General features: G+C 72.3%; 22 protein-coding genes. 14 read left to right on the top strand and 8 right to left on the bottom strand.

Features of this window, described 5'->3' with window-relative positions:
• On the top strand, window positions 1-1,231 hold a 1,231-nt coding region (locus tag JYK17_RS11010), incomplete at its 5' end, for a cell division protein PerM (protein ID WP_222810257.1).
• Between the two features lie 21 nt (window positions 1,232-1,252).
• Here JYK17_RS11010 and JYK17_RS11005 read toward each other — a convergent pair.
• Complete coding sequence (locus JYK17_RS11005) at window positions 1,253-2,044, bottom strand: hypothetical protein (RefSeq protein ID WP_108013227.1); 792 nt, start codon at window positions 2,042-2,044, stop codon at window positions 1,253-1,255.
• A gap of 278 nt (window positions 2,045-2,322) precedes the next feature.
• Here JYK17_RS11005 and purN point away from each other — a divergent pair, with 278 nt between their 5' ends.
• Together purN and purH are read left to right on the top strand one after the other, a co-directional pair.
• Complete coding sequence (gene purN, locus JYK17_RS11000; RefSeq protein ID WP_108013226.1) at window positions 2,323-2,952, top strand: phosphoribosylglycinamide formyltransferase; 630 nt, start codon at window positions 2,323-2,325, stop codon at window positions 2,950-2,952.
• A complete protein-coding gene (purH, locus tag JYK17_RS10995) occupies window positions 2,949-4,508 on the top strand; it encodes a bifunctional phosphoribosylaminoimidazolecarboxamide formyltransferase/IMP cyclohydrolase (protein WP_108013225.1) in 1,560 nt (519 codons plus the stop codon). Before purN ends, purH begins: the two co-directional genes overlap by 4 nt.
• Window positions 4,509-4,604: 96 nt before the next feature.
• Here purH and JYK17_RS10990 read toward each other — a convergent pair whose 3' ends face one another.
• From JYK17_RS10990 to JYK17_RS10975, 4 genes are all read right to left on the bottom strand, one after another.
• On the bottom strand, window positions 4,605-5,003 hold the full coding sequence (locus JYK17_RS10990) for a hypothetical protein (protein WP_108013224.1): 399 nt from the start codon (window positions 5,001-5,003) through the stop codon (window positions 4,605-4,607).
• Between the two features lie 236 nt (window positions 5,004-5,239).
• Window positions 5,240-6,784 (bottom strand): protein kinase domain-containing protein, encoded by a 1,545-nt coding sequence (locus JYK17_RS10985; protein ID WP_108013223.1) that lies wholly within the window; start codon window positions 6,782-6,784, stop codon window positions 5,240-5,242.
• Entirely contained in the window at window positions 6,781-7,527 is a 747-nt protein-coding gene (locus tag JYK17_RS10980; protein ID WP_108013222.1) for an FHA domain-containing protein, read from the bottom strand. Before JYK17_RS10980 ends, JYK17_RS10985 begins: the two co-directional genes overlap by 4 nt.
• A gap of 146 nt (window positions 7,528-7,673) precedes the next feature.
• Window positions 7,674-8,237, bottom strand: a complete 564-nt coding sequence (locus tag JYK17_RS10975) for a proline-rich domain-containing protein (protein WP_108013221.1) — start codon at window positions 8,235-8,237, stop codon at window positions 7,674-7,676.
• Window positions 8,238-8,489: 252 nt separating this feature from the next.
• Between JYK17_RS10975 and JYK17_RS10970 the strand changes: the two genes are divergently transcribed.
• The 6 genes from JYK17_RS10970 (at window position 8,490) to JYK17_RS10945 (ending at window position 14,592) form a co-directional block, all read left to right on the top strand.
• Window positions 8,490-9,344, top strand: a complete 855-nt coding sequence (locus JYK17_RS10970) for a bifunctional methylenetetrahydrofolate dehydrogenase/methenyltetrahydrofolate cyclohydrolase (protein ID WP_108013220.1) — start codon at window positions 8,490-8,492, stop codon at window positions 9,342-9,344.
• 43 nt (window positions 9,345-9,387) lie between these two features.
• Window positions 9,388-9,858, top strand: a complete 471-nt coding sequence (locus JYK17_RS10965) for a DUF3017 domain-containing protein (protein WP_108013329.1) — start codon at window positions 9,388-9,390, stop codon at window positions 9,856-9,858.
• Between the two features lie 202 nt (window positions 9,859-10,060).
• Window positions 10,061-10,519, top strand: a complete 459-nt coding sequence (locus tag JYK17_RS10960) for a helix-turn-helix domain-containing protein (protein ID WP_108013219.1) — start codon at window positions 10,061-10,063, stop codon at window positions 10,517-10,519.
• Between the two features lie 348 nt (window positions 10,520-10,867).
• Window positions 10,868-12,127 carry a helix-turn-helix domain-containing protein gene (locus tag JYK17_RS10955; protein ID WP_222810256.1) on the top strand — a complete coding sequence of 420 codons (1,260 nt, stop codon included), beginning with the start codon at window positions 10,868-10,870 and terminating at the stop codon, window positions 12,125-12,127.
• A 317-nt stretch (window positions 12,128-12,444) separates the two neighbouring features.
• Window positions 12,445-13,434: a malate dehydrogenase gene (locus JYK17_RS10950; protein ID WP_108013217.1), complete on the top strand. Its 990-nt coding sequence runs from the start codon at window positions 12,445-12,447 to the stop codon at window positions 13,432-13,434.
• A gap of 156 nt (window positions 13,435-13,590) precedes the next feature.
• Window positions 13,591-14,592, top strand: a complete 1,002-nt coding sequence (locus tag JYK17_RS10945) for a serine/threonine kinase C-terminal domain-containing protein (RefSeq protein ID WP_222810255.1) — start codon at window positions 13,591-13,593, stop codon at window positions 14,590-14,592.
• A 3-nt stretch (window positions 14,593-14,595) separates the two neighbouring features.
• Here the strand turns inward: JYK17_RS10945 and JYK17_RS10940 are convergent, their stop codons facing one another.
• A complete protein-coding gene (locus tag JYK17_RS10940; protein WP_222810254.1) occupies window positions 14,596-15,285 on the bottom strand; it encodes a siderophore-interacting protein in 690 nt (229 codons plus the stop codon).
• Window positions 15,286-15,329: 44 nt separating this feature from the next.
• A complete protein-coding gene (locus tag JYK17_RS10935) occupies window positions 15,330-16,733 on the bottom strand; it encodes an MFS transporter (RefSeq protein ID WP_222810253.1) in 1,404 nt (467 codons plus the stop codon).
• Window positions 16,734-16,827: 94 nt separating this feature from the next.
• Between JYK17_RS10935 and JYK17_RS10930 the strand changes: the two genes are divergently transcribed.
• A complete protein-coding gene (locus JYK17_RS10930; RefSeq protein ID WP_222810252.1) occupies window positions 16,828-17,763 on the top strand; it encodes a LysR family transcriptional regulator in 936 nt (311 codons plus the stop codon).
• Window positions 17,764-17,818: 55 nt separating this feature from the next.
• Here the strand turns inward: JYK17_RS10930 and JYK17_RS10925 are convergent, their stop codons facing one another.
• A complete protein-coding gene (locus JYK17_RS10925; protein WP_222810251.1) occupies window positions 17,819-18,700 on the bottom strand; it encodes a bifunctional helix-turn-helix transcriptional regulator/GNAT family N-acetyltransferase in 882 nt (293 codons plus the stop codon).
• Between the two features lie 269 nt (window positions 18,701-18,969).
• On the opposite strand from JYK17_RS10925, the gene JYK17_RS10920 reads away from it, so the two are divergent.
• Genes JYK17_RS10920 through JYK17_RS10905 form a run of 4 tightly spaced genes read left to right on the top strand, consistent with a single transcriptional unit; the run spans window position 18,970 to window position 25,074 of the window.
• Entirely contained in the window at window positions 18,970-20,499 is a 1,530-nt protein-coding gene (locus tag JYK17_RS10920; RefSeq protein ID WP_108013211.1) for an aldehyde dehydrogenase family protein, read from the top strand.
• A 59-nt stretch (window positions 20,500-20,558) separates the two neighbouring features.
• Window positions 20,559-22,088, top strand: a complete 1,530-nt coding sequence (locus tag JYK17_RS10915; protein WP_108013210.1) for a GMC family oxidoreductase — start codon at window positions 20,559-20,561, stop codon at window positions 22,086-22,088.
• Window positions 22,088-23,131 (top strand): quaternary amine ABC transporter ATP-binding protein, encoded by a 1,044-nt coding sequence (locus JYK17_RS10910; RefSeq protein ID WP_108013209.1) that lies wholly within the window; start codon window positions 22,088-22,090, stop codon window positions 23,129-23,131. The genes JYK17_RS10915 and JYK17_RS10910 overlap by 1 nt, the downstream gene beginning before the upstream one ends.
• The gene (locus JYK17_RS10905) at window positions 23,131-25,074 is read left to right on the top strand and encodes an ABC transporter permease subunit (RefSeq protein ID WP_108013208.1); all 1,944 of its coding nucleotides are present in this window, start codon (window positions 23,131-23,133) and stop codon (window positions 25,072-25,074) included. The genes JYK17_RS10910 and JYK17_RS10905 overlap by 1 nt, the downstream gene beginning before the upstream one ends.
• The last annotated feature ends 16 nt before the right edge of the window (window positions 25,075-25,090 follow it).

The raw sequence follows: 25,090 nt of genomic DNA, 5'->3' as shown, positions 1-25,090 counted from the left end.
CGCGGGCGCGGGCGCGGCGGCGCTCGTCGGCGGCGGGGCGCTGCTGGTGGCGGCCTCGCTGCTGTGGCACGGAGCGGCGGCGCGGGGCACGTTCGTGCAGCTCACGGAGGGCTGGTCGGGCCGTTTCGCCGTACTGCTGCTGTGCGCGTCGCTGGTGCCGAACGCGGCGGTGTGGGCAGCGGCGTACGCCCTGGGACCGGGGTTCGCCCTGGGTGCGGGGCATGTGGTGGGACCGCTGTCCTCGGCTCCGGCTCCGCTGCTGCCGCCGTTTCCGCTGCTGGCCGCGGTGCCGGACGCCGGACCCGGACAGTGGGTGAACTGGGCCGCGGCGCTGGTGCCGCCGGCCGCCGCCCTGACCGTGGGGTGGTTCGTGGGCCGGGCGCAGTCTCCCGGCTCGGCGCACACCGCCGGGACCGCCGCGCTGGCGGCGCTGCTGTGCGCCGTCGCCACGGCCGTGCTCACGGGCCTCGCGGGCGGCCCGCTCGGGGTCGCCGAGCTGGCCCGGTTCGGGCCGGTGTGGTGGCAGACGGGGCTCGCGGCGCTGGCCTGGACGGCGCTGCTCGCGGTTCCCACGGCGGTACTACGACGGGCCTGGCTGTGCCGCACGCGCCGCCTGGCCGCCGAGAAGAGCAGGACGAAAAAGACCCTGGAGCTGCGGGTCACGAACCCGAGGACGGGAGGGCCGAACACGATGGAACCGAAGACGGTGGAACCGAATACGGCGAAGCCGAGGAGCCTGGAGCCGAAGGTGAACGGGCCGACATCGGCAGAGCCGGGGGTGATGCCCCCCGCGCCCGGAGGCCTGATCCGGCGGACGGTCGCGTCGGTCGCCGCGTGGTTCGGGTTCCAGCAGGGCCCGGGCGGTGCGGACCCGGCACCGGCGCCGACCCCCGCGAAGCCGCCGTCCGTCCCCTACGACGAGGGTGACGTCTACGGTCCGCTGAGCGAGAAGGACGGCTCCGCCTACGATTTCCTGCCCGCCGAGCCGCTGCCCGCACCCCCGGCTCCCCACCGCGACGACCTCACGCACGAGGCCCGCTGGGCGGCACTGGAGGCGCGCTGGGCGGAACTGAAGAGCGAGCCGGTCCTGCCCAGAACGGGCGACCTGCCCAGGACACCGGACCTGCCGAAGACACCGGACGCGCTCGAGTCACCGCAGAAGCCGACCACACCGGACGCGCTGAAGGCACCGCAGAAGCCGGCCACCCCCGACGCCCCCGACGAGCCGTGACCCCCGCCCGGCGCCGCCTCGTCAGTCGTTGGCGCCGAGCATTCCGCGCAGCTCCTTCGGCAGCAGGTCGCTGCAGGACTGCTTCGCCTGGTTGGTCAGGGCGTCGTTCGTGCAGGAGTAGTAGTCGCTGTAGACCAGCCGGGCCGTGAACGCCGCGGCGACCAGGGCGATGGCCAGAGTGGCCGTCACCAGGCCGGTCACCGCCGCCGTCGTCTGGGGCCGGCCCGGCGGCTCCGCCGCGCGCTGGGGTGCGGAGGACCGGGCGCGCAGCGAACTCACGCCCCAGTACAGGGCGAGCGCACCCAGCAGCAGTGCCACGTACGGCCAGTTGAACAGGGCGAAGAAGAAGGCCCACATGCCGCACAGCAGGGCGTAGCGCGCGCGGCGCTGGGCGGGGTCCGTCGGGTCCCAGCGCATGTCCGGGCCCGGAGTGTTCCCGCCCTGGCCCTCGGGGCCGGGCTGCGGACTGCCGGGCCGCTGCCCGAAGCCGCCGGGGGAGCGGCCCGGCTGGCGGTCGCTCCACTGGCTGCCCCAGGGAGAGCTGCCGCCGTCGGAACCCTCGCCGCCCTCGCCGTCGGCCGGGCGACGCGGCTGCCACGGGCGGTCCGGCGCCCCCTCGGGCGGCGGGGCGAAGGGGTTGTCCTTGTCGTCGTCCCGTCCGTCCCGCCCCTCGGCGCCCGTGCCGCCGTTCTTCCGGTCGGAGGGCGCGTCCGGCGGTGAGGCGGGGCGCTCGCGCAGCAGCACGCCGCGGCGCTCCCCTCCCTGCAACGGCTGCGGGGGGAGCGTGAGGAGTCGCAGGCTGCGGTCCGGCATCAAGTGAGCGTCTTCCCCTAGGTGATACGGCTGCGATCAGGCCTTCGTACGGCTGTCTCGGGTGAGTCTTCCCCTGGGAAACGCACCGCACGACGACCGCGTTCCCGACCGGGACTCTCCCAGACGCTACCTTCCGGCCACGCCCCCGTCCCGTGGGGGCCGTGCGCAGTGCCGGTATCGTTGCTGCCGTTCGGCCGCTTCGTAGACTTCCCCGTATCCCGGGGCTCGAAGCATTCGTACGACCGTACAAACGCTCCCCCGAGAAAGGGCCCCCACCCGTGGCCGCCAAGCCCGTGGTCAAGCGCCTCGTCGTGCTGGTCTCCGGATCCGGTACCAATCTGCAGGCGCTCCTCGACGAGATCGCGGCCGTCGGAGCCGAGGCCTACGGGGCCGAGATCGTCGCGGTCGGCGCCGACCGCGAGGGCATCGAGGGGCTCGCGCGGGCGGAGCGCGCCGGGCTCGCGACCTTCGTCTGCCGGGTCAAGGACTTCGGCAGCCGCGAGGAGTGGGACGCGGCCCTCGCCGAGGCCGTCGCCGCGCACGAGCCCGACCTGGTCGTCTCCGCCGGGTTCATGAAGATCGTGGGCAAGGAGTTCCTCGCGCGCTTCGGCGGGCGGTTCGTGAACACCCACCCCGCCCTGCTGCCCAGTTTCCCCGGAGCCCACGGTGTGCGGGACGCGCTCGCGTACGGCGCCAGGGTCACCGGCTGCACCGTCCACTTCGTCGACGACGGCGTCGACACCGGGCCGATCATCGCGCAGGACGTGGTGGAGGTCCGCAACGAGGACGACGAGAGCGCTCTGCACGAGCGCATCAAGGAAGTCGAGCGAAGGCTGCTCGTCGATGTCGTGGGGCGGCTCGCCCGCAACGGCTATCGCATTGAGGGACGAAAGGTAGTTATCCAGTGACCGCCGAGAACAAGCGGCCCCTTCGCAGGGCGCTCGTCAGCGTCTACGACAAGACCGGCCTGGAGGACCTCGCGCGCGGGCTGCACGAGGCCGGCGTGGAACTCGTCTCCACCGGCTCCACCGCGGCGAGGATCGCCTCCGCGGGCGTCCCGGTCACCAAGGTCGAGGAGCTCACCGGCTTCCCCGAGTGCCTGGACGGCCGGGTCAAGACCCTGCATCCCAAGGTGCACGCGGGCATCCTCGCCGACCTGCGCCTGGACAGCCACCGCGAGCAGCTGGCCGAGCTGGGCGTCGAGCCCTTCGACCTGGTCGTCGTGAACCTGTACCCGTTCCGGGAGACCGTCGCCTCCGGTGCCTCGCCCGACGAGTGCGTCGAGCAGATCGACATCGGCGGTCCGTCGATGGTGCGCGCCGCCGCCAAGAACCACCCGTCGGTCGCCGTCGTCACCAGCCCGGTGCGGTACGGCGACGTCCTCGCCGCGGTCAAGGACGGCGGCTTCGACCTCGCGACCCGCAAGCGCCTGGCCGCCGAGGCCTTCCGGCACACGGCCGAGTACGACATCGCCGTCTCGTCCTGGTTCGCCTCCGCCTACGCCCCCGCGGACGACTCACAGTTCCCCGACTTCACGGCGAGCAGCCTTCAGCGCGCCCACACGCTGCGCTACGGCGAGAACCCGCACCAGCCCGCCGCCCTGTACGTCTCGGGCACCGGCGGTCTGGCCGAGGCCGAGCAGCTGCACGGCAAGGAGATGTCGTACAACAACTACACGGACACGGACGCCGCGCGCCGTGCCGCGTACGACCACGACGAGCCGTGCGTCGCGATCATCAAGCACGCCAACCCCTGTGGTATCGCGGTGGGTTCGGACGTCGCCGAGGCGCACCGCAAGGCGCACGCCTGCGACCCGCTGTCCGCGTTCGGCGGCGTCATCGCCGTCAACCGGCCGGTGAGCCGGGAGATGGCCGAGCAGGTCGCGGAGATCTTCACCGAGGTCATCGTCGCGCCCGACTACGAGGACGGCGCGCTGGAGGCCCTCGCCAAGAAGAAGAACATCCGCGTGCTGCGCGCCCCGGGCCGCCCCGCCAACCCGGTCGAGGTCAAGCCGATCGACGGCGGCGCCCTCCTCCAGGTCACCGACCGCCTCCAGGCCGAGGGCGACGACCCGGCCAACTGGACGCTGGCGACCGGCGAGGCGCTGTCGGCCGAGGAGCTGTCGCAGCTCGCCTTCGCCTGGAAGGCCTGCCGCGCCGTCAAGTCCAACGCGATCCTGCTCGCCAAGGACGGCGCCTCGGTCGGCGTCGGCATGGGTCAGGTCAACCGCGTCGACTCCGCGAAGCTCGCCGTCGAGCGGGCCGGTGCCGAGCGCGCCCGGGGCTCGTACGCCGCCTCGGACGCGTTCTTCCCCTTCCCCGACGGCCTGGAGATCCTCACCGGCGCCGGCGTCAAGGCCGTGGTGCAGCCGGGCGGTTCGGTCCGCGACGAACTCGTCGTGGAGGCCGCGAAGAAGGCGGGCGTCACGATGTACTTCACGGGCACCCGGCACTTCTTCCACTGACGGGCCGTACGTGACGCAGCGACGGCGCCCCCGCACAGCTCCGGCCGTGCGGGGGCGCCGTCGTCAGTTCCCCTCGCCCGCCGCGTAGGCCGCGGCCTACGCGGCGCAGTCGGCCTTCGGCTTCCCGGCGGGCACCGCGGCCTCCAGTTTCTGCAGGACGCTGAACTCGTCGTCTCCCGTGTCCGCGCCGCCCTTCTTCTTCATGGACTTCAGCGTCGTGTCGACGACGGTCGCCAGATGTGCCGTGTCCTCCTTGCAGCGCGGTGCCAGGGCGGAGAGGACCTGCGCGTACTGCTCGGCGGGGCGCAGGTTGCCGTCAAGGTCGGCCAGCCGCTGCGCCGGGCCGGGCGGTGCGGACGTGTGCGCGGCAGGCGTCGTCGCACCGGTGCGGCTCGCCGCGGGCCGTGCGGCGGCCGTCGAGGCGTCGTGCCCGCCGTCGTCCTTGGATCCGCAGGCCGTGGCCACCATGAGCAGCGGTGCCGCGATCAGCGCCACGGCGACAGCGGTCCTCGTCCTTCCGCCGGGCAGGTCTCTCGGTGCCGGAACTGGCTGCTGGTTCACGATCCCCCCGGGGTCCGGGCCCGCGCCGCGGTCTCGGGCGGGACACCGGGACCGTACAGCAGCGGGGGACGACCGCGGCCTCCGGCCCTCCCCCGAGGAGGCCGGAGCCCGCGGCCGTGCGTCCACGCTCGCGCGCGCCGCCCGCGCGCGGTACCTGAGAAGTCTCAGGGTCACTTCGCGCCGGGAGGGGCGTACTCCTTGAGGTAGTGGGCGACGCGGGCGCAGTAGTGGCGGTACTTCGGGGGAACACCGCCCGCGTCGTTCACCTTCTTGTACGAGGTCCGGTAGGCGGCGGCGAGCAGGACCCGGCGGTCGCCCGGCAGGGAGGTGTCGAGACGGGGCTCCATGAAGCACAGGTAGCGGCCCATGGCCGGGATGGACACCGAGGGGGACAGCGGCGGAGTGGGCGTCGCCGAGGCGGGCACACCGTCCGAGCGGCTCCACCAGCGCAGCACGCTCGGGGTCCAGCGGGCGATGCCGTACTCGCCCTTGGCGGGGTCGGAGAGGTTCGGGTCGAAGTTGCTCTCCGCCTTCAGCATCGCCGCGATCAGGGCGGGGGAGACCTCCCGCTGGAGGCACTCGTGCGCCGAGTCGACGATCAGGCGGCGGTACCGCACCGGGATGCCCTTGTCCGTGCGCAGTTCGGAGGCGCCGTAGCCGGCAGCGGTCGTCGCGGACGGCTTCGCGTCCCCCGATCCCCGGTCGGCCCAGTCGCTGATGCCGTAGCCGAGCGCCACCACGGCCGCCGTCGCCGCCACCCAGGCCAGCGCCCTCGCACCGCGGCGTCTGCGGCGCAGCAGCACCCTCGGCAGCCGGGGCGAGCGGTCCGTGCCCGCCGCCTCCTCGACCCGGCGCAGCAGCGCGTCGGTGCCGACCCGGTCCGCGTGCGTACGGGCCAGGCAGTCCCGCACGATCTGCCGCCAGGCGTCCGGGAGTTCGGGGGACAGCCGCAGTTCGTCGGTGCCGCGGGCGTAGGCCACCGCCGCGTCGCGGCGGGCGCTCGCGGTGCCGCCGGGCAGCGGGAAGGAGCCGGTCAGCACCAGGTGCGCCAGCACGCCGAAGGCCCACACGTCCGCCGACGGGCGGATCCTGCGGCCCCGTTCGCCGATCTCCCCCCAGAGCAGCTCCGGCGGGGTGTAGTCGGGTGTGGAGAACGCGGGGGTGTACGCGTGCGTGCCCTCCAGCTCCGCGGCCATGTTGAAGTCCGCCAGCCGGGCCGAACCGTCCTTCATCAGCAGCACGTTGGCCGGTTTCAGATCCCCGTGCACCCATCCGGCGCGGTGCAGCTGGGCCAGCCCCTCGCAGATCTGCGCGAGGAGCGCGGGGCCCGCCTGCGGCTGCGGCGCCCGGTCGAGGAGGGCGCCGAGCGATCCTTCCGCCTTCTCCAGTACGAGCACGGTGGCGCCGTCGAGGGCGGGGCGGTCCGGGTCGTCGACGACGAGCGTCTCGTACATCCGGATCAGCCGCGGCTGCCGCAGCCGGCGGTGCAACTCGACCTCGCGGTCGATGAGTTCGCGCAGATGCGTGAGCTGACGGGGGGTGCCGGTGCCGGTGGGCAGGAACTTCAGGGCGGCCGTGCGGGGCAGTTCGGCCGGGCCGCCGACGCGTCTGCCCTCGTAGACGCTCCCGAAGGCGCCGGTCGCGATGGGCTCCCTGACCTCCCAGTGGCCGGTCCGGTAGCCCCTGGGCACCGGCACGGCGTACGGATCGGTCACCTGACCACCCGCCCGGAGCGCGCGGAGGCGAGGACCACCAGGTCGTCCTCCCGCACGAGGTCGAAGCGGAGCGCGAGCGAGACCAGCGACTCCTTCTTGCCGTTGAGGCGCGGGCCGGTGTCCGCCTCCTCGGGGCCCGGCTTCAGGCGCAGCTTCACCGCGAGGTAGTCGATGTTCCACTGCACCGAAGTGCGCGACGCGGTCGGCCAGTTGGGGCGCAGCCGGTCGACGACCTGGTCCACCGTGGGCAGCGGGGCGTGCGGTTCGCCGCGCAGCCGGGGCTCGCACAGCGCGGCGAGGACGGCGAAGTAGCGCTTGGTGCGGTCCACGGAGAAGGCGGGCGCGGTGGTGGAGCCGTCGAGGGCGTCCTCGGCGTGCAGATAGTCGTGGCGCGGCGCCCACACCTCGATCGCCAGCAGGTCGCCCGCGGCGGGCAGCACGATCCGGGAGAACTCGAAGGGGACCGGCGCGTCCAGGCGGCCGGGACCGACCTTGATGTGCTCGCCCGCGCCCTCCGGGTTCTCCACGACGTACGTCTGCTCGCGGCTGAGGTTGCTCAGTATCCAGAAGGCGCCCTGCGCGGTGATCTCACCGGCTCTGCGGGACACTCCGTCGTGCGGGATGTGCAGCTCGACGTCGTGCGCCGCGCGTCCGAAGGTGAGCCGCTCGCCCGGTGCGAGACGGAACTGGCTGTGGTGGTGTTCCTCCGGGGTCGGCGGAGGTACCACGATGATGCTGTACAAGGTGCGTCTCCCCGTGCCTGCAGCTATCCACGCCAGGGTAGGGCGACGCGCCCGGGCCGTGTCCCCCTCGGAAGGGTGAGACACGGCCCGGGGCGAGTTATTGGCGCGAACTGTTCAGTGCCGCGCGCGGGTTGGTGCCGAAGCGCTCAGTAGCGCGGGCGGTTGAACCACGCCTTGCCGGTGGCGTTGCCGACGAAGACGGCCACCAGGATGGCGAGCACGGTGTGTATGAGGCCCACGAGCACGAACGGGTAGACGCCGAGCACCGCGGTGATGATGGCGAAGACGAGCGTGGTGACGCGGAAGTTGTTGCCGCCGTCCTTGAACTTGATCGCCAGCACGACCGCGAAGACCAGCCAGGCCAGCGCGAAGATCAGGTAGCCCCACAGGATGCCGGTCGAGTCACCGAGCATGTTCTGGATGGTGCTGTCGTTGGTGGAGTCCTTCGCCTTGTCGATGGCGGCAAGGCCGAGGGCCACGAAGATCAGGCCGACGGCCTGGAGGCCGACGATCACCCACAGCAGCACACGGGCCGTGTTCACCGTGCCGGGCATGGTCGTCATCGGGGCGCCGGCGCCGTAGGGCTGCTGCATCGGCGGTGCCTGCGGGTAGCCGTAGCCCGGCGCCTGCGGCTGCTGCTGCGGGTGGCCGTAGCCCTGCTGCTGACCCTGCGGGGGGCCGTAGGGGTTGTTCGGGTCGCCGAAACTCATGGCGGGTTTTCCTCCGTTGGTTCCACGTGCGGGGACGACGCGCGGCGCCGTACGGAGGAAGGTGTCTGTGGTGCGGCAATCCCCCCGATGAGCTGCCCGCGGCACTGTCCGGCCATCGTTCTTTACCGCCCGCTTACTTGTCCAGCCGCACGCCATATGTGTTGTGCAAGCGCAATCTCGGCGATCTTGGGACGGTTCACGGACCGGACCCCGGATTGGAACCCGGGGACGGTCATCCGGGAGAATGGGGCCATGACCGCCCAGATTCTCGATGGCAAGGCCACCGCAGCCGCGATCAAGTCCGATCTGACCGCCCGCGTGGCGGCGCTGAAGGAGAAGGGCGTCACGCCCGGCCTCGGCACGATCCTCGTCGGGAACGACCCCGGCAGCCAGAAGTACGTCGCCGGCAAGCACCGCGACTGCGCGCAGGTCGGCATCGCCTCCATCCAGCGCGAACTGCCGGACACGGCCACCCAGGAGGAGATCGAGGCGGTCGTCCGCGAGCTGAACGAGGACCCGGCGTGCACCGGTTACATCGTCCAGCTGCCGCTGCCCAAGGGCATCGATGAGAACCGCATCCTGGAGCTGATGGACCCCGACAAGGACGCGGACGGCCTGCACCCGATGAACCTGGGCCGTCTGGTCCTGAACGAGCCGGCCCCGCTGCCCTGCACCCCGAACGGCGTGCTCACGCTGCTGCGCCGCTACGGCGTGGAGATCAAGGGCGCCGAGGTCGTGGTCGTCGGCCGCGGTGTCACCATCGGCCGCCCGATGCCGCTGCTGCTGACCCGCCGCAGCGAGAACGCGACCGTGACTCAGTGCCACACCGGCACCCGCGACCTCTCCTCCCACCTCAAGCGGGCGGACATCATCGTCGCCGCCGCCGGTTCGGCCCATCTGGTCCGGCCCGAGGACGTCAAGCCGGGCGCGGCCGTCCTCGACGTCGGCGTCTCGCGCAGCGCCGACGGCAAGATCGTGGGCGACGTCCACCCGGGCGTCGCCGAGGTCGCCGGCTGGATCTCGCCCAACCCCGGCGGAGTCGGCCCGATGACCCGCGCCCAGCTGCTCGTCAACGTGGTCGAGGCGGCGGAGCGCAGTGCCGGCTGAGGCGAAGGGCCCCGAGAACGCGACGAAGCAGGCCGGGCACGAGGTGGAGCACCCCGAGCGGCAGGCGGAGGAGACAGTGCGCGACGCGATCAGCGCCCCCGACGCCGAGGGGCAGCCGCGGCGCACCACGCGCCGCTTCCCGCTGTTCACGAGGGACACCGCACGGCCCGAGGGCGGCGGCCGGGCGGCCTCCTCGGACGCCCCCGCACCCGCCCGGCAGTGGCCGATCCTCGTCGTCTGCGCCGTGGTCGCCCTCGGCCTGCTGCTGACCGCGCTCGACCTCTTCCGCTACGGCACCCTGCTGATCGGCCTCGGCCTGGTGGCGGGCGCCGTGCTGCGCTGGGTCATCCCCGACGTCGGCATGCTCGCCGTGCGCTCCCGCTTCACGGACATCGTCACCTACGGTCTGCTCGGCCTGGTGATCGTGCTGCTGGCGATGATGGTGCAGCCGCACCCGTGGCTGCAGATCCCGTTCCTGAAGGACACGCTGCACTTCACGGTCAGCAGCAGCTGACGACGGCGCCGGCCCGTCCCCTCCCCCGAGCAAGGACGGACCGGCGCCCGCAACCACCCTCGTGCACGGCGAACGGCCTGTTCAACGGCTGTCAGAGCGCTGTGGCACGGAGGTGACCGTTCCGCAACGCGGGAACCATCGGCCCTCCGGCGTCGTCACCTGACCAGACCGGACACAAGCGAGGAAGCCGTGGAGGTGGGCGATGGGCGGCTGGCAGCCGCTGCCGGACGATCTGCCGCCGGAGGTGCGGCACTTCGTGGAGCAGTTGCGCCTCCTGAAGGACCGCACGGGGCTCAGCCTCGTCGCACTCGGCGCCCGCACCGCGTACAGCAAGTCCTCCTGGCACCGCTACCTCAACGCCACCCAGCCGCCGCCCCGGCAGGCGGTCACGGCCCTGTGCCGGATCGCGGGCCTGGAGAGCGCGGAGGCCGAACGCTTCACCGTGCGCTGGGAACTGGCCGTCCAGGCCTGGCCCCGCCCGGCGAGGCCCGCCGGGGACGAGAGCGCGCCGGAGTACGAGGACGACCCCACCCTGCCCTGGTGGGACACCCCCGAGGAGGCGGCCGGGCGCAGGGCCGGCGCGGGGCTGATCCTCTACGGCGTACTGCTCCTCGTCCTGATGCTGCTGATCCTGCTCGTCGCCGCCGTCGCGTTGGGGTGAGTTGCCCCTGAGTGGGATGAATGCGGCCGTGACGCCTGGGGTTGTCCATGTGTGTCTGCGGTGTCGATGTATTGGCAAGTTCGCGGATTTGACACGGAGTTGTTCGCCGCGCCAGCTAGCGTGAACGGGTCCGGCCGGGCGGTGGAGGGGGCCGTCGGCGGGACACTGGACCATGGCCGGGTCGGCGTGCAACGGTGCTTGCCGAGCCGCCCGCACGCTCCCGTGCGCCCCCATCCCGGGAACTGAGATCCTTGTCGGGCGCATCCCTGTGGGTAGCCACAACGGGCATCACGCGCGGGAGATCTGCGAGGAAGACCAGCACCAACCGGGGGGAAGAGGGGGGAAGCAATGCCTCGTTGGAGGGCCTTGCCGGACGAACTCGATCCACAGGTCAGGGAGTTCGCGAGCCAGCTGCGGCGGCTCGTGGACCGCAGCGGCCTGAGTATCGCGTCGGTGGCCGACCGCACGGGCTACAGCAAGACGTCTTGGGAGAGATACCTCAACGGCCGGCTGCTCGCGCCCAAGGGGGCGATCGTGGCGCTGGCCGAGGTGACGGGCACCAATCCGGTCCATCTGACGACCATGTGGGAGCTCGCCGAGCGCGCCTGGAGCCGTTCGGAGATGCGTCACGACATGACCATGGAAGCCATCCGCATCTCCCAGGCGCGGGCCGCGCTCTCGGAGTTCGGGGCGCCGCCCGCCGACGCGAAGGGCGGCAAGGCGGCCCGCAGATCAGGCAGCGCGACGGCGACGCCGGGTGTCGCGGGACCGGCGGGAGTGGCCCCGTCGGTGCCGTCGCAGCCGACGGGGCCCGAGGTACGGGACGCGGAGCCCACCTCCGCGCAAGGACCGCAGGCTCCGCAGACCTCACAGGCTCCGCAGACCTCGCAGACTGGCTCGTCCGGCGCCAACTCCTGGGGGCTGGCCGGTTACAAGGGCCCGGCGCCGACCGGTGCCCGGCCGACGGGGACCGGGTCGCCGACGCCCGCGACCACACCCCCGTCGGCGTCCTCTGCTGAGGATCCTGCCTGGACGCCGGGCACACCTCCGAGCCCGTTCGGCGAGCCGCCGCAGGGTCCGCGGCCCGGCGGAGGTCCTTCCTCGCAAGGCGCGGGCCGGCGCAGGCTGACGATGTTCCTCGCGGGTGTCGTCGGAGTGCTGGTGGTGATCGCAGGCGTCTTCTTCCTCACCGACCACGGCGGCGGCAAGAAGAACGAGGGCGGCGCCAAGCCGTCCCCGTCCGCCAGTGCGCAGACCGATCTGCCGCCCGGTGTGAAGTGCGCCGGGGCCACCTGCACCGGCAAGGACGCGGAGGCCATGGGCTGCACCAAGGACGTGACCGCCGTGACCACCGCCAAGACCGCGGTGGTCGGCGCGACCACCGTCGAGGTGCGCTACAGCAAGACGTGCGGCGCCGCTTGGGGCCGTATCACCCAGGCGGCGCAGGGCGATTCGGTGCAGGTGACCGCGGGTGGTGCCGCGCAGGACGACAGCATCACCACGGCCGGGGACACCATCGCGTACACCCCGATGGTCGCGGTGAAGGACGCGGGCGAGGCGCGGGCCTGCGCGACGCTGGCGTCGGGCCAGAAGGGGTGCACGAAGTAGCCCACAGAGGGGGCGGCCGCCCGTCCGGGAGAGGGGGGACAGAGGCGGCCGCCGCTGGGGGATACCGACTGTGCCGGACTCCCGTGGGGGTAACGGTTCGCGTGCCCGGGTTGGAAGGGACTATTCCTGCCGCCCGGGTTTTCTTCGTACGGGGCACGCTCTGTGGGGCGGGCCACACGGACCCGGACGTCCGGGGTTCGGGATGCGCGATAGCCTGACCGGTGGATCTCTCTTGACACCAAGAGATCGATCATTTGTACGTCCGTCCGCACCCCAGGGCAAGGACGCCCACCGACAGCTGTCATACGGAGAACGCCATGACCCGCACTCCCGTGAACGTCACCGTCACCGGCGCGGCCGGCCAGATCGGTTACGCCCTCCTCTTCCGCATCGCCTCCGGCCAGTTGCTCGGCGCGGACGTGCCGGTCAAGCTCCGCCTCCTCGAGATCACGCCCGCGCTGAAGGCCGCCGAGGGCACGGCCATGGAGCTCGACGACTGCGCCTTCCCGCTGCTGCAGGGGATCGACATCACCGACGACCCGAACGTCGCCTTCGACGGCACGAACGTCGGTCTCCTCGTGGGCGCCCGTCCGCGCACCAAGGGCATGGAGCGCGGTGACCTCCTTGAGGCCAACGGCGGCATCTTCAAGCCGCAGGGCAAGGCCATCAACGACCACGCCGCGGACGACGTCAAGGTCCTCGTCGTCGGCAACCCGGCGAACACCAATGCCCTGATCGCGCAGGCCGCGGCGCCGGACGTACCGGCGGAGCGCTTCACCGCGATGACCCGCCTCGACCACAACCGCGCGCTGACCCAGCTCGCGAAGAAGACGGGCTCCACGGTCGCCGACATCAAGCGGCTGACCATCTGGGGCAACCACTCCGCCACCCAGTACCCCGACATCTTCCACGCCACGATCGCCGGCAAGAACGCCGCCGAGACCGTGAACGACGAGAAGTGGCTGGCCGAGGAGTTCATCCCGACCGTCGCCAAGCGCGGTGCCGCGATCATCGAGGCCCGTGGCGCCTCCTCCGCCGCGTCGGCCGCCAACGCCGCCATCGACCACGTGTACTCCTGGGTCAACGGCACCGCGGACGGCGACTGGGTCTCCATGGGCATCCCGTCGGACGGCTCCTACGGCGTCCCGGAGGGCCTGATCTCCTCCTTCCCGGTCACCACCAAGGACGGCGCCTACGAGATCGTCCAGGGCCTGGAGATCAACGAGTTCTCCCGCGCGCGTATCGACGCCTCCGTCAAGGAGCTCGAGGAGGAGCGCGAGGCGGTCCGCGCCCTCGGTCTCATCTGATCCCCCGGTCTCATCCGGGGTCTCGTCCGAGCCCTTCACGGTTTCGTCACGACCCTGCACGGGCCCCGTTCCGGTTCTCGCCGGAACGGGGCCCGTGGCCGTTTTCGCCGCTACCGTCGGACTGCGATACCCAATGGGGTGATTCGGGGGCATGTCATGAACGGTTGGGACGGCTACGACGAAGACCGCCGCTCCGGTTCGGGTCCGGAGCGCGAGCCCAGCGAGGAGAGAGGCCAGGCGGCCTGGTCCACCCGGCCGCCGGGTTCCGTGCCGCCGTGGGCGTCAGCCGAGACGCAGGCCGGGCAGACGCCACCGCCGTGGGCGTCCGCGCAGACCCACACCGGCAACCCGCGTCCGTCGGCCTGGCCGCCGCCCCCGCCGCCGCCCCCTCCGGGCCCGGCGCCGAGCCCCGTACCGACGACCGTCCCGACCCCGGCGGTCGCCCCCGCGCCACGTCGTGGAGCCCGCAATGTGCTGCTCGCCTTCGTCGCCATGGCCGTCATCGGCGCGGGCGCCGGAGCGGGCGTGTGGTACCTGACCCGCGACAACTCGACCGACGATACGGCCACTTCGGGCACGAGCGTCAGCGTCACGGCCACCACCACGCCGTCGCAGAGCCCGGCGCCCAGTGGCAGCGACACCCCGACACCCACCGGCACCGCGACGGCCTCGGCGCTCGCGTCCGCCTCGCCCTCGGTCGGCTACCGCCGCGCCCAGGACCCGGTCGGCTACACGGTCGACGTCCCCGAGGGCTGGGTCCGCAGCCAGCAGCAGGGCAAGCTGGCGCCCGTCGTCTACTACGACGCCCCTTCCGGCGGCCGTCAGCTGCAGATCTTCGAGGTCACCGAGGCCACCCCGTACGAGTCGCTGACCCTGGCCGAGACCGACTCGGGGTTCGGCTTCCGCAAACTGCCCGGCTTCCAGGTCGTCGAACGCGACCGCGGCGACACCTGGGCCGAGCTGTTCTACCGCTACGACTCCACCCAGAAGGGCCTGAAGGGCCCCCGCCAGGTCATCGACCACCGCTTCCGCGCGGCCGACGGCACGCTCTACGCGATCCGCTCCAGCGCCCCCGCGAGCGCGGACCCGGAGCAGGTGCGCGAGCCACTCGCAACAGCGGTGCGCTCCTTCTGCCCGACCGACGCGCAGTGCGGCTGACCGCTACTCGAGCCCGCGCTTGCCCGGTGCCCAGAACGGCTTGGTGAGCACGGACCGGCGGTCCCAGCCCGCGTCCCGCACCAGCACTTGCCGCACTTGCTGCACGGTGCGCGCCTCCCCGGCGACGTAGGCGATCCCGCCGGGCGCGGGGGCCAGGTCCCGTACGGCGTCGGCGAGTGAACCATCCCTGGGCAGCGACCAGTTGAGGTGGTGGCCGTGCGGCAGGGGGAGACGGTCGGCCTCCGTCGCGGTCTGGACGCAGCCGGAGATGTGCGCGTCCTCGGGCAGCGCGGCGAGCATCGCGCCGAAGGCCACGGAGGCCGTCTCGTCGCCGACGAGGACATGGTGGGCGGCGTCGGGCCGCAGCACGAACGTCCCCTCCGGCTTGCGCAACCGGACCGGGTCACCCACCGCGGCGCCGTGTCCCCACCGCGCCCCGGGCCCGCCCCCGGAGTGGTCCAGCACGCACAACTCGACGGCGCCGGCGGGGTCGTAGCGCCAGATCGAGTACGTGCGCAGGGTCAGCCCGCCGCCGACCACGACCCGTACCTGCTGACCCGGGCGGACGGACAGCCCGGACAGCGCCTCGCCCTCGATGCGCAGACGGCGGATGCGGGCGGAAAGAGCCTCGGTCTCGGTGATGGTGCCCCGGAGCGTGAGCAGGTCCAGGACCGGGGAGAGCAGGGCGGGCATGGGCGGCTCCTCGGAACGTGCAAGCGGGGAAGGGAAGTTGGGGGTCATGACCGTCCCGAACGCGATAGTGCGCGTTCCTCACCGGACGCGATAGTGCGTGTTTTCGCGCGCTTGCCGTAACCGGCCACGACCACCGCCGTCGCCGCGAGGACCAGTACGGCCACCGTCCGTAGGGCCGGGCCAATGCCGTGGGCGAAGTCGGGGTGGGCGGCCAAAACCGTGCCGGTGACGGCGATGCCGAGGGCCGCGCCGACCTCGCGGGCCGAGGTGCCGAGCCCGGAGCCCAGGCCCGCCTGCCCCGCGGGCAGCGCGGTGACCACGCCGAGTGTGAGCGCGGGCATCGACAGACCCGTACCGGCCGAGATGACCAGCAGCCAGCAGGCGTACGCCGGGTAGGACGTGCCCGCGTCCGCGGTGGACGCGCCGAGCAGGCCCAGCCCGATCAGGGCGAGGCCCCCGCCGATGACCGGCCGCGGACGCGAGGCCCAGCGCGCCGCCAGCCTCGGCACCAGTGCCATGCCGACGATCAGCGGGGTGATCGCGACGCCGGTGGTGGCCGGGCCGTAGCCCTTCACATCCTGCAGATACTGCGAGTTGACGTAGAAGAGCGAGAACAGGCCGAAGAAGCCCGTGGCCATGCCGAGTGAAGTGGCGCGCAGCCGGGCGGACTTGAAGACGCGCGGGTCGAACAGGGGGGTGCGGGAGCGCAGGGCGTGCAGGGTGAAGGCGGTCAGCAGTGCCGCGCCCGCGGCGAAGACCCCCAGGATGCGCGGTGAACCCCAGCCGTACGCCGGGCCCTCGATGATGCCGAACAGGAGGGCGACCAGGGCCGCGGTGAGCAGCAGGGTGCCGAGGGGGTCGGGGTGGTTGCCGGGGGCGCGCTCCGTGCGCGGGGTGGTGAGCGCGACGGCGAGGGCGAGCAGTGCGGCCAGCGGGACCATCACGCCGAACAGGGCGCGCCAGCTGAGGAATTGCCCGACCAGACCGCCGCCCAGATTGCCGAGCATCCCGCCGAGACCGAGCGACAGCGTCCAGGAGGCCATGGCCTGGGCCCGGCGCTCGAGACCGGCCAGACGCATCAGGATCGACAGCGTGGACGGGGTGATCAGGGCGGCGCCCGCGCCCGACAGCCCCCGCCCGGCGACGAGCACCGCCGGATCCGGTGCGAGGGCACTGGTGGCAGCGCCCGCCGCGAACAGGGCGAGGCCGGTGAGCAGGGCGCCCTTGCGTCCGTAGCGGTCGCCGAAGGCGCCGGCCGGGATGAGCAGGGAGGCGAAGACGATGACGTAGGCGTCGACGGTCCACAGCACCTCGGTGTGCGAGGGGTGCAGCGAGGACGAACTCAGCTGCGGGATCAGGAGGTTGATGGCGGCGACCATGGACTGGGCGACCAGGACGCAGGCGCACATGACCAGCAGCGTGGACCGTTTCAGGGCGTGCGGGGGCATGGCTCCTCCTCGGGAGCTCGGGCTGGTGCGGGATGCCCTGTCACCGTAGGCTCGGCACCGTCCTGCACTCCAGTGCAACCTTTGCAAGGGATCGATGCGTGTGACGCAATCCGAGAATCCGGGCGGTCCGGCGGGCCTGGACCTCAATCTGCTCGTCGCCCTGGACGTGCTCCTGGAGGAGCAGAGCGTCAGCGGGGCCGCCCGCCGGATGCATCTGTCGGAACCCGCGATGAGCCGCACCCTCGGCCGGATCCGCAAGGCGCTCGGCGATCCCGTCCTGGTGCGCGCCGGGCGGCAGATGGTGCCGACGCCGCACGCGCTCGCGGTACGGGCCGAGGTGAGCGCGGTGGTGGAGCGGGCCAGGGCGCTGTTCGCGCCGGGCCGGAACGCCGACCTGCGCACCGTGCGCCGCACCCTCACGATCATCGGGAGCGACGCCGTCGCCGCCTCGCTCGCGCCCGCCCTGTTCGCGCGCGCCGCCGAGGAGGCTCCCGGCATCCGGATCCGGTTCCTCTCCGAGAGTCACGCGGACGAGCCGTATCTGCGCGAGGGCACCGCCGATCTGGAGGTCGGGGTCGTCGACACCACGGCGCCGGAGGTGCACGTGGAGACCCTGCGCGAGGACCGGATGCTGGCGGCCGTACGGGCCGGACACCCGCTGTTGGAGGGCGAGTTGACGGCCGAGCGGTTCGCCGAGGAGGTCGATCACCTGATCGTGTCCCGGCGGGGGAGGCTGCACGGCCCGGTCGATGCCGCACTCGCCGAACTGGGCCTCAGGCGACGGGTGGTGGGGACCGTGGGTACGTTTCCGGCTTCCCTGTTCGTGCTGCGGGAGACCGATCTGACCGGGCTGATCACCTCATGGGCGCTGCCGCAGGTGACCGCACTGGGGCTGGCCGTCTACGAGGTGCCGCTTCGGCTGCCGCCGCTGGAGGTGGGGCTTGCATGGCATCCTCGGCATGATGCGGACCCGGCGCATGCGTGGCTCAGGGGGGTGGTGCGGGAGTTGTTGGCCGAGTGGGGTGGCTAATCCCTGTGGGTCGGGTGCCGGTTCGTCGTGGCTGGTCGCGCAGTTCCCCGCGCCCCTAGGGGCGCGCCTCTGAGGGGGTTGCCAAGCGCTTCTCGAACCAGTGGTGGGCGTAGATGTGGTCGACGTACGGCGGGATCTCGGTGTAGCCGGACGCCCGGTACATGGCCTGCGCTTCCGTGAGTGTGCGATGCGTGTCGAGGCGTACGACGTACAGGTCGTGTTCGGTCGCCGCGCGTTCCAGTTCGGTGAGGATGCGGCGGGCCAGGCCCAGGCGGCGGGTGTCGGGGTGGATCCAGACGTGGCGGATCTCGCCGACGCCGGGTTCCAGGCGGCGCAGCGCGCCGCAGCCCACCGGGTGCCCCTCCTCGTAGGCAACGAAGAACGCGCCCGCGTCCCCGGACACCTCCTCCGGTTTCACCAGGTCGGACTTGTCGAAGCCCTCCGGGAAGCGGGCGTCGATGTCGGCGGCGTAGGCGTCCAGGCAGGCGCGGGCGTCGGGGGCCGCGCCGTCGACGCGTTCGACGGTGATGGCGGCCAGCCGCAGCAGCCGCTGCGAGGTGGCCATCGCCTCGATCAGCTGGGCGCGCCGGTCGGCGTCGAGTGCGTCGAGCAGGCCCTCCGCGAGCGCGTCGGCCCGACGGTTCTGCTCGTCCACCTCGATACGGCCGGCCGGCGTGAGTTCGATCATCCGCAGCCGGCTGTCGGCCGGATGCACCCGCACCCGGACCATGCCCTGCGACTGCAGCGCCTTCGTCATCCGGCTCAGATACCCGGCGTCCAGGCCGAGACGGCTCCTGAGCTCGCGCAGCGAGACCCCGTCGCCGATCTCGAACAGCAGCCGTGCCTCGCCGAGCGGGCGGTCCTGGCCGAGGTAGTGGTCGTCCAGTACGCCGATACGGCGCGTGAAGTAGCGGTTGAACCGGCGGAGGGCCCTCACCTGCGCCCTCACGTCTTCACTCGCAGGCTCCCTCGTCTGCTCCCCAGTCACAGGGTGCGTACGTCCTGACTCCATGTTCTTTGACTTTAGTCAAAGGATTAACGAGCGTCCATCGGGTTACCCGTACCAGGACGTTTCTCCGTGACACGGCGCACTTTCGGCACCGATCACGCATGTATCCGAGGGCGGAGGGGCAGGCGCTCCCGGTCCTCGTGGGTGACACCTGTGTCACCCAGGGATGCGAACAGGAACGGAAGGCAACACGGAACATGGCGGACAGAGCGGAAACCCAGGGGCTGGACGCGCAGGCGACCATCCACGTGGCGGGCGAGTGGCGGGAAGCCGCCTCCGGAGCCACGCGCGAGATCATCGACCCGGCGGACGGACAGCCCTTCGCTCTGGTCGCGGAGGGTGATGAGAAGGACACGGACCTGGCGGTCGCGGCGGCCCGCCGCGCCTTCGACGACGGCCCATGGCCCCGCACCCCCGTCGCCGAGCGAGCCGCACTGCTGCGCCGCGTCGCCGACCTGCTGGTGCGCGACCGCGAGCGGCTCGGGCGGCTGGAGAGCCGCGACGCCGGCAAGACCGTGGAAGAGGGCCGGGTCGACATCGACTGTGTCGCCGACGCCTTCCGCTACTTCGCCGACCTGGTCGCCGGCGAGGCCCCGGGCCGCGTCGTCGACGCCGGCTCGCCCGACATCCACAGCGTCGTCGTGCACGAGCCCGTCGGCGTCTGCGCGCTGATCACGCCCTGGAACTATCCGCTGCTGCAGGCCAGCTGGAAGATCGCCCCGGCCCTGGCGGCCGGCAACACCTTCGTGATCAAGCCGAGCGAGATCACCCCGCTGACCACGATCGCCCTGATCGACCTGCTCAACGAGGCCGGGCTGCCCTCCGGCGTCGCGGGCATCGTCACCGGCCCCGGCCACTCGGTCGGCGCCCGGCTCGCCGAGCACCCGGACGTGGACCTGGTCTCCTTCACCGGCGGCCTGGTCAGCGGCACCAAGGTCGCCGAGGCCGCGGCCCCCTCGGTGAAGAAGGTCGCCCTCGAACTCGGCGGCAAGAACCCCAACGTCGTCTTCGCCGACGCCTGCGCCACCGACGAGGGCTTCGACACCGCCGTCGACCAGGCCCTGAACGCCGCCTTCATCCACAGCGGCCAGGTCTGCTCGGCCGGCGCCCGGCTCATCGTCGAGGAGAGCCTGCGCGAGCGGTTCGTCGCCGAACTGGCCCTGCGGGCGAGCCGTATCCGCCTCGGCCGCGGCAGCGAGGACGGCGTCGAGTGCGGCCCGCTGGTCTCCGAGCAGCAGCGCGCCAAGGTCGAGTCCTACGTCGCCTCCGCGCTGGAGGAGGGCGCCGTGCTGCGCATCGGCGGCAAGCGTCCGGACCCGTCGCCCGAGCGGCCCGAGGGCGGCTACTTCTACGAGCCGACGGTCCTCGACCAGTGCCACCGCGAGATGCGCGTCGTGCGCGAGGAGGTCTTCGGACCCGTCCTCACCGTCGAGACCTTCCGCACCGAGGACGAGGCGGTCGCCCTCGCCAACGACACCGAGTACGGGCTCGCGGGCGGCGTGTGGACCACGGACGCCGGCCGCGCCCGCCGGGTCGCGGCGCGGCTGCGCCACGGCACCGTCTGGATCAACGACTTCCACCCCTACCTTCCGCAGGCGGAGTGGGGCGGCTTCGGCAAGAGCGGCACGGGTCGCGAACTCGGCCCCGCCGGACTGGCCGAATACCGCGAGACCAAGCACGTCTACCAGAACCTCGCGCCGAGGCCGGTGCGCTGGTTCGCGGGCTGAGCCGAACCGCCCCCGACCGATCCCCCCATCCCCGGACGCCTCTTGGAGCACCATCCCCCATGCCCGAGAACAACCAGGTCTACGACTACGTCGTCATCGGCGGCGGCACGGCCGGCTCCGTCATCGCCTCGCGCCTGACCGAGAACCCGGACGTCACCGTCGCCGTCGTCGAGGGCGGCCCCAGCGACGTCGGCCGCGAGGACGTGCTGACGCTGCGCCGCTGGATGGGTCTCCTCGGCGGCGAGCTGGACTACGACTACCCCACCACCGAGCAGCCGCGCGGCAACAGCCACATCCGGCACAGCCGGGCCCGGGTCCTCGGCGGCTGCTCCTCGCACAACACGCTGATCGCCTTCAAGCCGCTGCCCTCCGACTGGGACGAGTGGGAGGAGGCCGGCGCCAAGGGCTGGGGCGCGGTGCCGATGGAGGCGTACTACGCCCGGCTGCTCAACAACATCGTCCCGGTCGACGAGAAGGACCGTAATCCCATCGCCCGGGACTTCGTCGACGCAGCTCAGCATGCGACGGGGGTTCCCCGCGTCGAGGGCTTCAACCGCGCCCCGTTCACCGAGGGCACCGGATTCTTCGACCTCGCCTACCACCCCGAGAACAACAAGCGGTCCTCGGCGTCGGTGGCGTATCTGCACCCCGTGATGGACGAGCGCGACAACCTCACGATCCTGCTGGAGACCTGGGCGTACCGGCTGGAGCTGAACGGCACCCGCGCCGAGGGCGTGCATGTGCGCACCAAGGACGGCGAGGAGATCCTCCTCACCGCGCGCAACGAGGTCGTGCTGTGCGCGGGCGCCGTGGACTCGCCCCGTCTGCTGCTGCACTCCGGCATCGGCCCGCGCGCGGACCTCGAAGCGCTCGGCATCCCGGTCGCGCACGATCTGCCGGGCGTCGGCGAGAACCTGCTCGACCACCCCGAGTCGGTGATCGTCTGGGAGACCCACGGGCCGATCCCGGAGAACTCCGCGATGGACAGCGACGCCGGTCTCTTCGTGCGCCGCGACCCCGAACACGCGGGCCCGGACCTGATGTTCCACTTCTACCAGGTCCCCTTCACGGACAACCCCGAGCGCCTGGGCTACGAACGCCCGCCGCACGGCGTCTCGATGACCCCCAACATCCCCAAGCCGAAGAGCCGCGGCCGCCTCTACCTGACCAGCGCCGACCCGTCGGTCAAGCCCGCCCTCGACTTCAAGTACTTCACCGACGAGGACGACTACGACGGCCGCACCCTCGTCGACGGCATCCGTATCGCCCGCGAGATCGCGCGGACCCAACCGCTCGCGAGCTGGCTCAAGCGCGAGGTGGCCCCCGGGTCGCACCTCACCAGCGACGAGGAACTGAGCGAGTACGCCCGCAAGGTCGCGCACACCGTGTACCACCCGGCGGGCACCTGCCGCATGGGCGCCGCGGACGATCCGCGGGCGGTCGTGGACCCGGAGCTGAAAATCCGCGGGCTGGACGGCATCCGCATCGCCGATGCCTCCGTGTTCCCGACCATGACCGCCGTGAACCCGATGATCGGAGTGCTGATGGTCGGGGAGAGGGCCGTAGACCTGATGGGAAGTGGTGCGTGATGAGTACCCCGGTCTTTTCCGTGGAGGGGCTGTGGAAGGTGTTCGGCCCGAAGGGCGACCGCGTTCCCGGCGACCCCGAGCTGACGGCACTGGAGCCCGCCGAACTGCGCTCGCGCACCGGCTGCACGGCCGCCGTCCGTGACGTCTCCTTCGACGTCCACAAGGGCGAGGTGTTCGTGGTGATGGGCCTGTCCGGCTCGGGCAAGTCCACCCTCGTGCGCTGTCTGACCCGGCTGATCGAGCCAACGGCGGGCAGCATCGTCATCGACGGCGAGGACGTCCGCGCCATGGACAAGACCCGGCTGCGCGAACTGCGCCGGCACCGCGCCGCGATGGTCTTCCAGCACTTCGGCCTGCTCCCGCACCGCACCGTCATCGACAACGTCGCCTACGGCCTGGAGATCCAGGGCCTCGGCAAGGCCGAGCGGCGCGCCCGCGCCCAGGAGGTCGTCGCCAAGGTCGGCCTGGAGGGCATGGAACAGCGCCGCCCCGCCCAGCTCTCCGGCGGCCAGCGCCAGCGCGTGGGCCTGGCCCGGGCGCTCGCCGTCGACCCCGAGGTGCTGCTCTTCGACGAGCCGTTCAGCGCGCTCGACCCGCTGATCCGGCGCGACATGCAGGAGGAGGTCGTGCGCCTGCACAGCGAGGAGGGCCGCACGATGGTCTTCATCACCCACGACCTGTCCGAGGCGCTGAAGCTGGGCGACCGTATCGCCCTGATGCGCGACGGCCGCGTCGTGCAGCTGGGCACCCCGGAGGAGATCGTCAGCCACCCCGCCGACGACTACGTCCGCGAGTTCGTCCGGGACGTGGCGCGCGAACAGGTCATGACGGTCCGTACGGCCATGCGGCCCGGCGGCTGCGACGGCACCGAGCACCCCGGCGCCCTCGACCCGGACGAGGTCGTCGCCGACGCGATCAAGGTCGTCGCCCGCAGCGGCAGGGCCGCCTGCGTCGTGGAGGACGGCCGCTGCCTCGGCGTCGTCGACCACGAGCGCCTGCTCGGGGTGGTGGCGGGAACGGAGCCGAAGAAGGAGGCCGTCTGATGGCGACGGTCACCGCATCCGCCCCGCGCGTCGGCCTGCCCGGCGTGCTGAAACACCGCGCCGCGCAGAAGCTGCTGCTGCTGGCACTCCTCGCGGCCGTACTCGTGCCCCTCGCCGACGCCCGCTGGGCCAGCGGCAGCTGGCCGCACGCCCTCACCGTCGACGTCTCCAAGCCGCTCGCCGACGCCAGCGACTGGATCATCGACAACCGCGACAGCCACCCGCTGTTCCTGTACTTCTTCGGCTACATCAGCAACGCGGTCGTGCTCTGCGTACGCGCCGTCTATCTGCTGCTGCTCGCCGCGGGCTGGGCCGGAGTCACGGCCATCGGAGCCGTCGTCGCCTGGCGCGTCGCCGGGGTGCGGCTCGCCGTCGGCACGGCCGCCGCGTTCCTGGCCTGCGGGCTGCTCGGCATGTGGGTGCCCACCATGCAGACGCTCGCGCTCATGGTCGTCGCCGTGCTCGTGTCGGTGCTCGTGGGCCTCGTGCTCGGCCTCGCCGCCGGTCTCTCCGACCGCTTCCACCGGGCCCTGCGCCCGGTCCTGGACACCATGCAGGTGCTGCCGGCCTTCGCGTATCTGCTGCCCGTCGTGCTGATCTTCGGCATCGGCGTGCCCGCGGCCGTCCTCGCCACCGTCGTCTACGCCGCCCCGCCCATGGCCCGGCTCACCGCCCTCGGCCTGCGCGGCGCCGACAAGGAGGTCCTCGAGGCGGTCGAGTCGCTCGGCGCCACCGCGCCCCAGCGGCTGCTGACCGCCCGCATCCCGCTCGCCCGCAAGGAACTCCTGCTGGGCCTGAACCAGACGATCATGATGGCGCTCTCGATGGCCGTCATCGCCTCCGTCATCGGCGCGGGCGGCCTCGGTGACCGCGTCTACCAGGCGCTGGCCTCGGTCGACGTGGGCGCGGCCCTCGAAGCCGGCATCCCGATCGTGCTGCTGGCCGTCGTACTGGACCGCATCACCGCCGCCGCCGGCGAGCGCGCGGGCGAGGCGCCCGGAAGCCGCCTCGCCTGGCTCTACGCGGCCGTCGCCGCCGTCGTCGTGGCGCTCGCCGGACGGCTGGCCGGCCGCCTCGACTGGCCCGACTCCTGGACCGTGAACCTCGCCGACCCGGTCAACCGCGCCGTCGACTGGATGACCGCGCACCTGTACTCGGGCGTGCCCGTCGTGGGCGGCACCGCCGACTGGGCGGGCCACTTCACCACCTGGGTCCTCGACCCGGTCCGCAGCGGACTGCAGTGGCTGCCCTGGTGGGCGGTCCTGCTGCTGGTCGCCGCGCTCGCCTGGCTCATCGGCACCTGGCGCACCGCGCTCACCGCGGTCCTCGCCATGGCCGGGATCGGCGTGCTCGGCGTGTGGAAGCCCTCGCTCGACACGCTCTCCCAGGTCCTGGCGGCCGTCGCCGTCACCCTGGTCCTGGGCTTCGCGACGGGCATCGCGGCCGCCCGCAGCGACCGCTTCGAACGCCTGCTGCGACCCGTCCTGGACGTCTTCCAGACCATGCCGCAGTTCGTGTACCTGATCCCGGTCGTCGCCCTCTTCGGCGTGGGCCGCGCCCCCGCGGTCGCGGCGGCCGTCGTCTACGCGCTGCCCGCCGTCGTCCGGATCACCACCCAGGGTCTGCGCCAGGTCGACCCGGCGGCGCTGGAATCGGCCCGCTCGCTCGGCGCGAGCAGCACCCAGCAGCTGCGGCAGGTCCAACTCCCGCTCGCCCGGCCCGCGTTGCTGCTCGCCCTCAACCAGGGCGTGGTCCTGGTCCTCGCCGTCGTCATCATCGGCGGCCTGGTCGGCGGAGGCGCGCTCGGCTACGACGTCGTCTTCGGCCTCGCGCAGGGCGACCTGGCGACCGGTCTGGTGGCCGGGGCCGCGATCGTGTGCCTGGGGCTGATGCTGGACCGGGTCACGCAGCCGACGCAACGCCGAACGAAGGGTGGCGTGTGACACGTGACATGTGACA

The sequence above is a fragment of the Streptomyces plumbidurans genome (assembly GCF_019857225.1).
Taxonomy (GTDB): domain Bacteria; phylum Actinomycetota; class Actinomycetes; order Streptomycetales; family Streptomycetaceae; genus Streptomyces; species Streptomyces plumbidurans.
Note: the sequence above shows the minus strand (reverse complement) of the source record. Positions and strands in the feature narration are given on the sequence as shown.

Coding starts and splice junctions, on each gene's coding strand:
- JYK17_RS10920 (WP_108013211.1), top strand. CDS start 18,970: ATGGCGGACAGAGCGGAAACCCAGGGGCTGGACGCGCAGGCGACCATC.
- JYK17_RS10930 (WP_222810252.1), top strand. CDS start 16,828: ATGCGTGTGACGCAATCCGAGAATCCGGGCGGTCCGGCGGGCCTGGAC.
- JYK17_RS10915 (WP_108013210.1), top strand. CDS start 20,559: ATGCCCGAGAACAACCAGGTCTACGACTACGTCGTCATCGGCGGCGGC.
- JYK17_RS10955 (WP_222810256.1), top strand. CDS start 10,868: ATGCCTCGTTGGAGGGCCTTGCCGGACGAACTCGATCCACAGGTCAGG.
- JYK17_RS10905 (WP_108013208.1), top strand. CDS start 23,131: ATGGCGACGGTCACCGCATCCGCCCCGCGCGTCGGCCTGCCCGGCGTG.
- JYK17_RS11005 (WP_108013227.1), bottom strand. CDS start 2,044: ATGCCGGACCGCAGCCTGCGACTCCTCACGCTCCCCCCGCAGCCGTTG.
- JYK17_RS10940 (WP_222810254.1), bottom strand. CDS start 15,285: ATGCCCGCCCTGCTCTCCCCGGTCCTGGACCTGCTCACGCTCCGGGGC.
- JYK17_RS10970 (WP_108013220.1), top strand. CDS start 8,490: ATGACCGCCCAGATTCTCGATGGCAAGGCCACCGCAGCCGCGATCAAG.
- JYK17_RS10935 (WP_222810253.1), bottom strand. CDS start 16,733: ATGCCCCCGCACGCCCTGAAACGGTCCACGCTGCTGGTCATGTGCGCC.
- JYK17_RS10910 (WP_108013209.1), top strand. CDS start 22,088: ATGAGTACCCCGGTCTTTTCCGTGGAGGGGCTGTGGAAGGTGTTCGGC.
- JYK17_RS10945 (WP_222810255.1), top strand. CDS start 13,591: ATGAACGGTTGGGACGGCTACGACGAAGACCGCCGCTCCGGTTCGGGT.
- JYK17_RS10960 (WP_108013219.1), top strand. CDS start 10,061: ATGGGCGGCTGGCAGCCGCTGCCGGACGATCTGCCGCCGGAGGTGCGG.
- JYK17_RS10950 (WP_108013217.1), top strand. CDS start 12,445: ATGACCCGCACTCCCGTGAACGTCACCGTCACCGGCGCGGCCGGCCAG.
- JYK17_RS10975 (WP_108013221.1), bottom strand. CDS start 8,237: ATGAGTTTCGGCGACCCGAACAACCCCTACGGCCCCCCGCAGGGTCAG.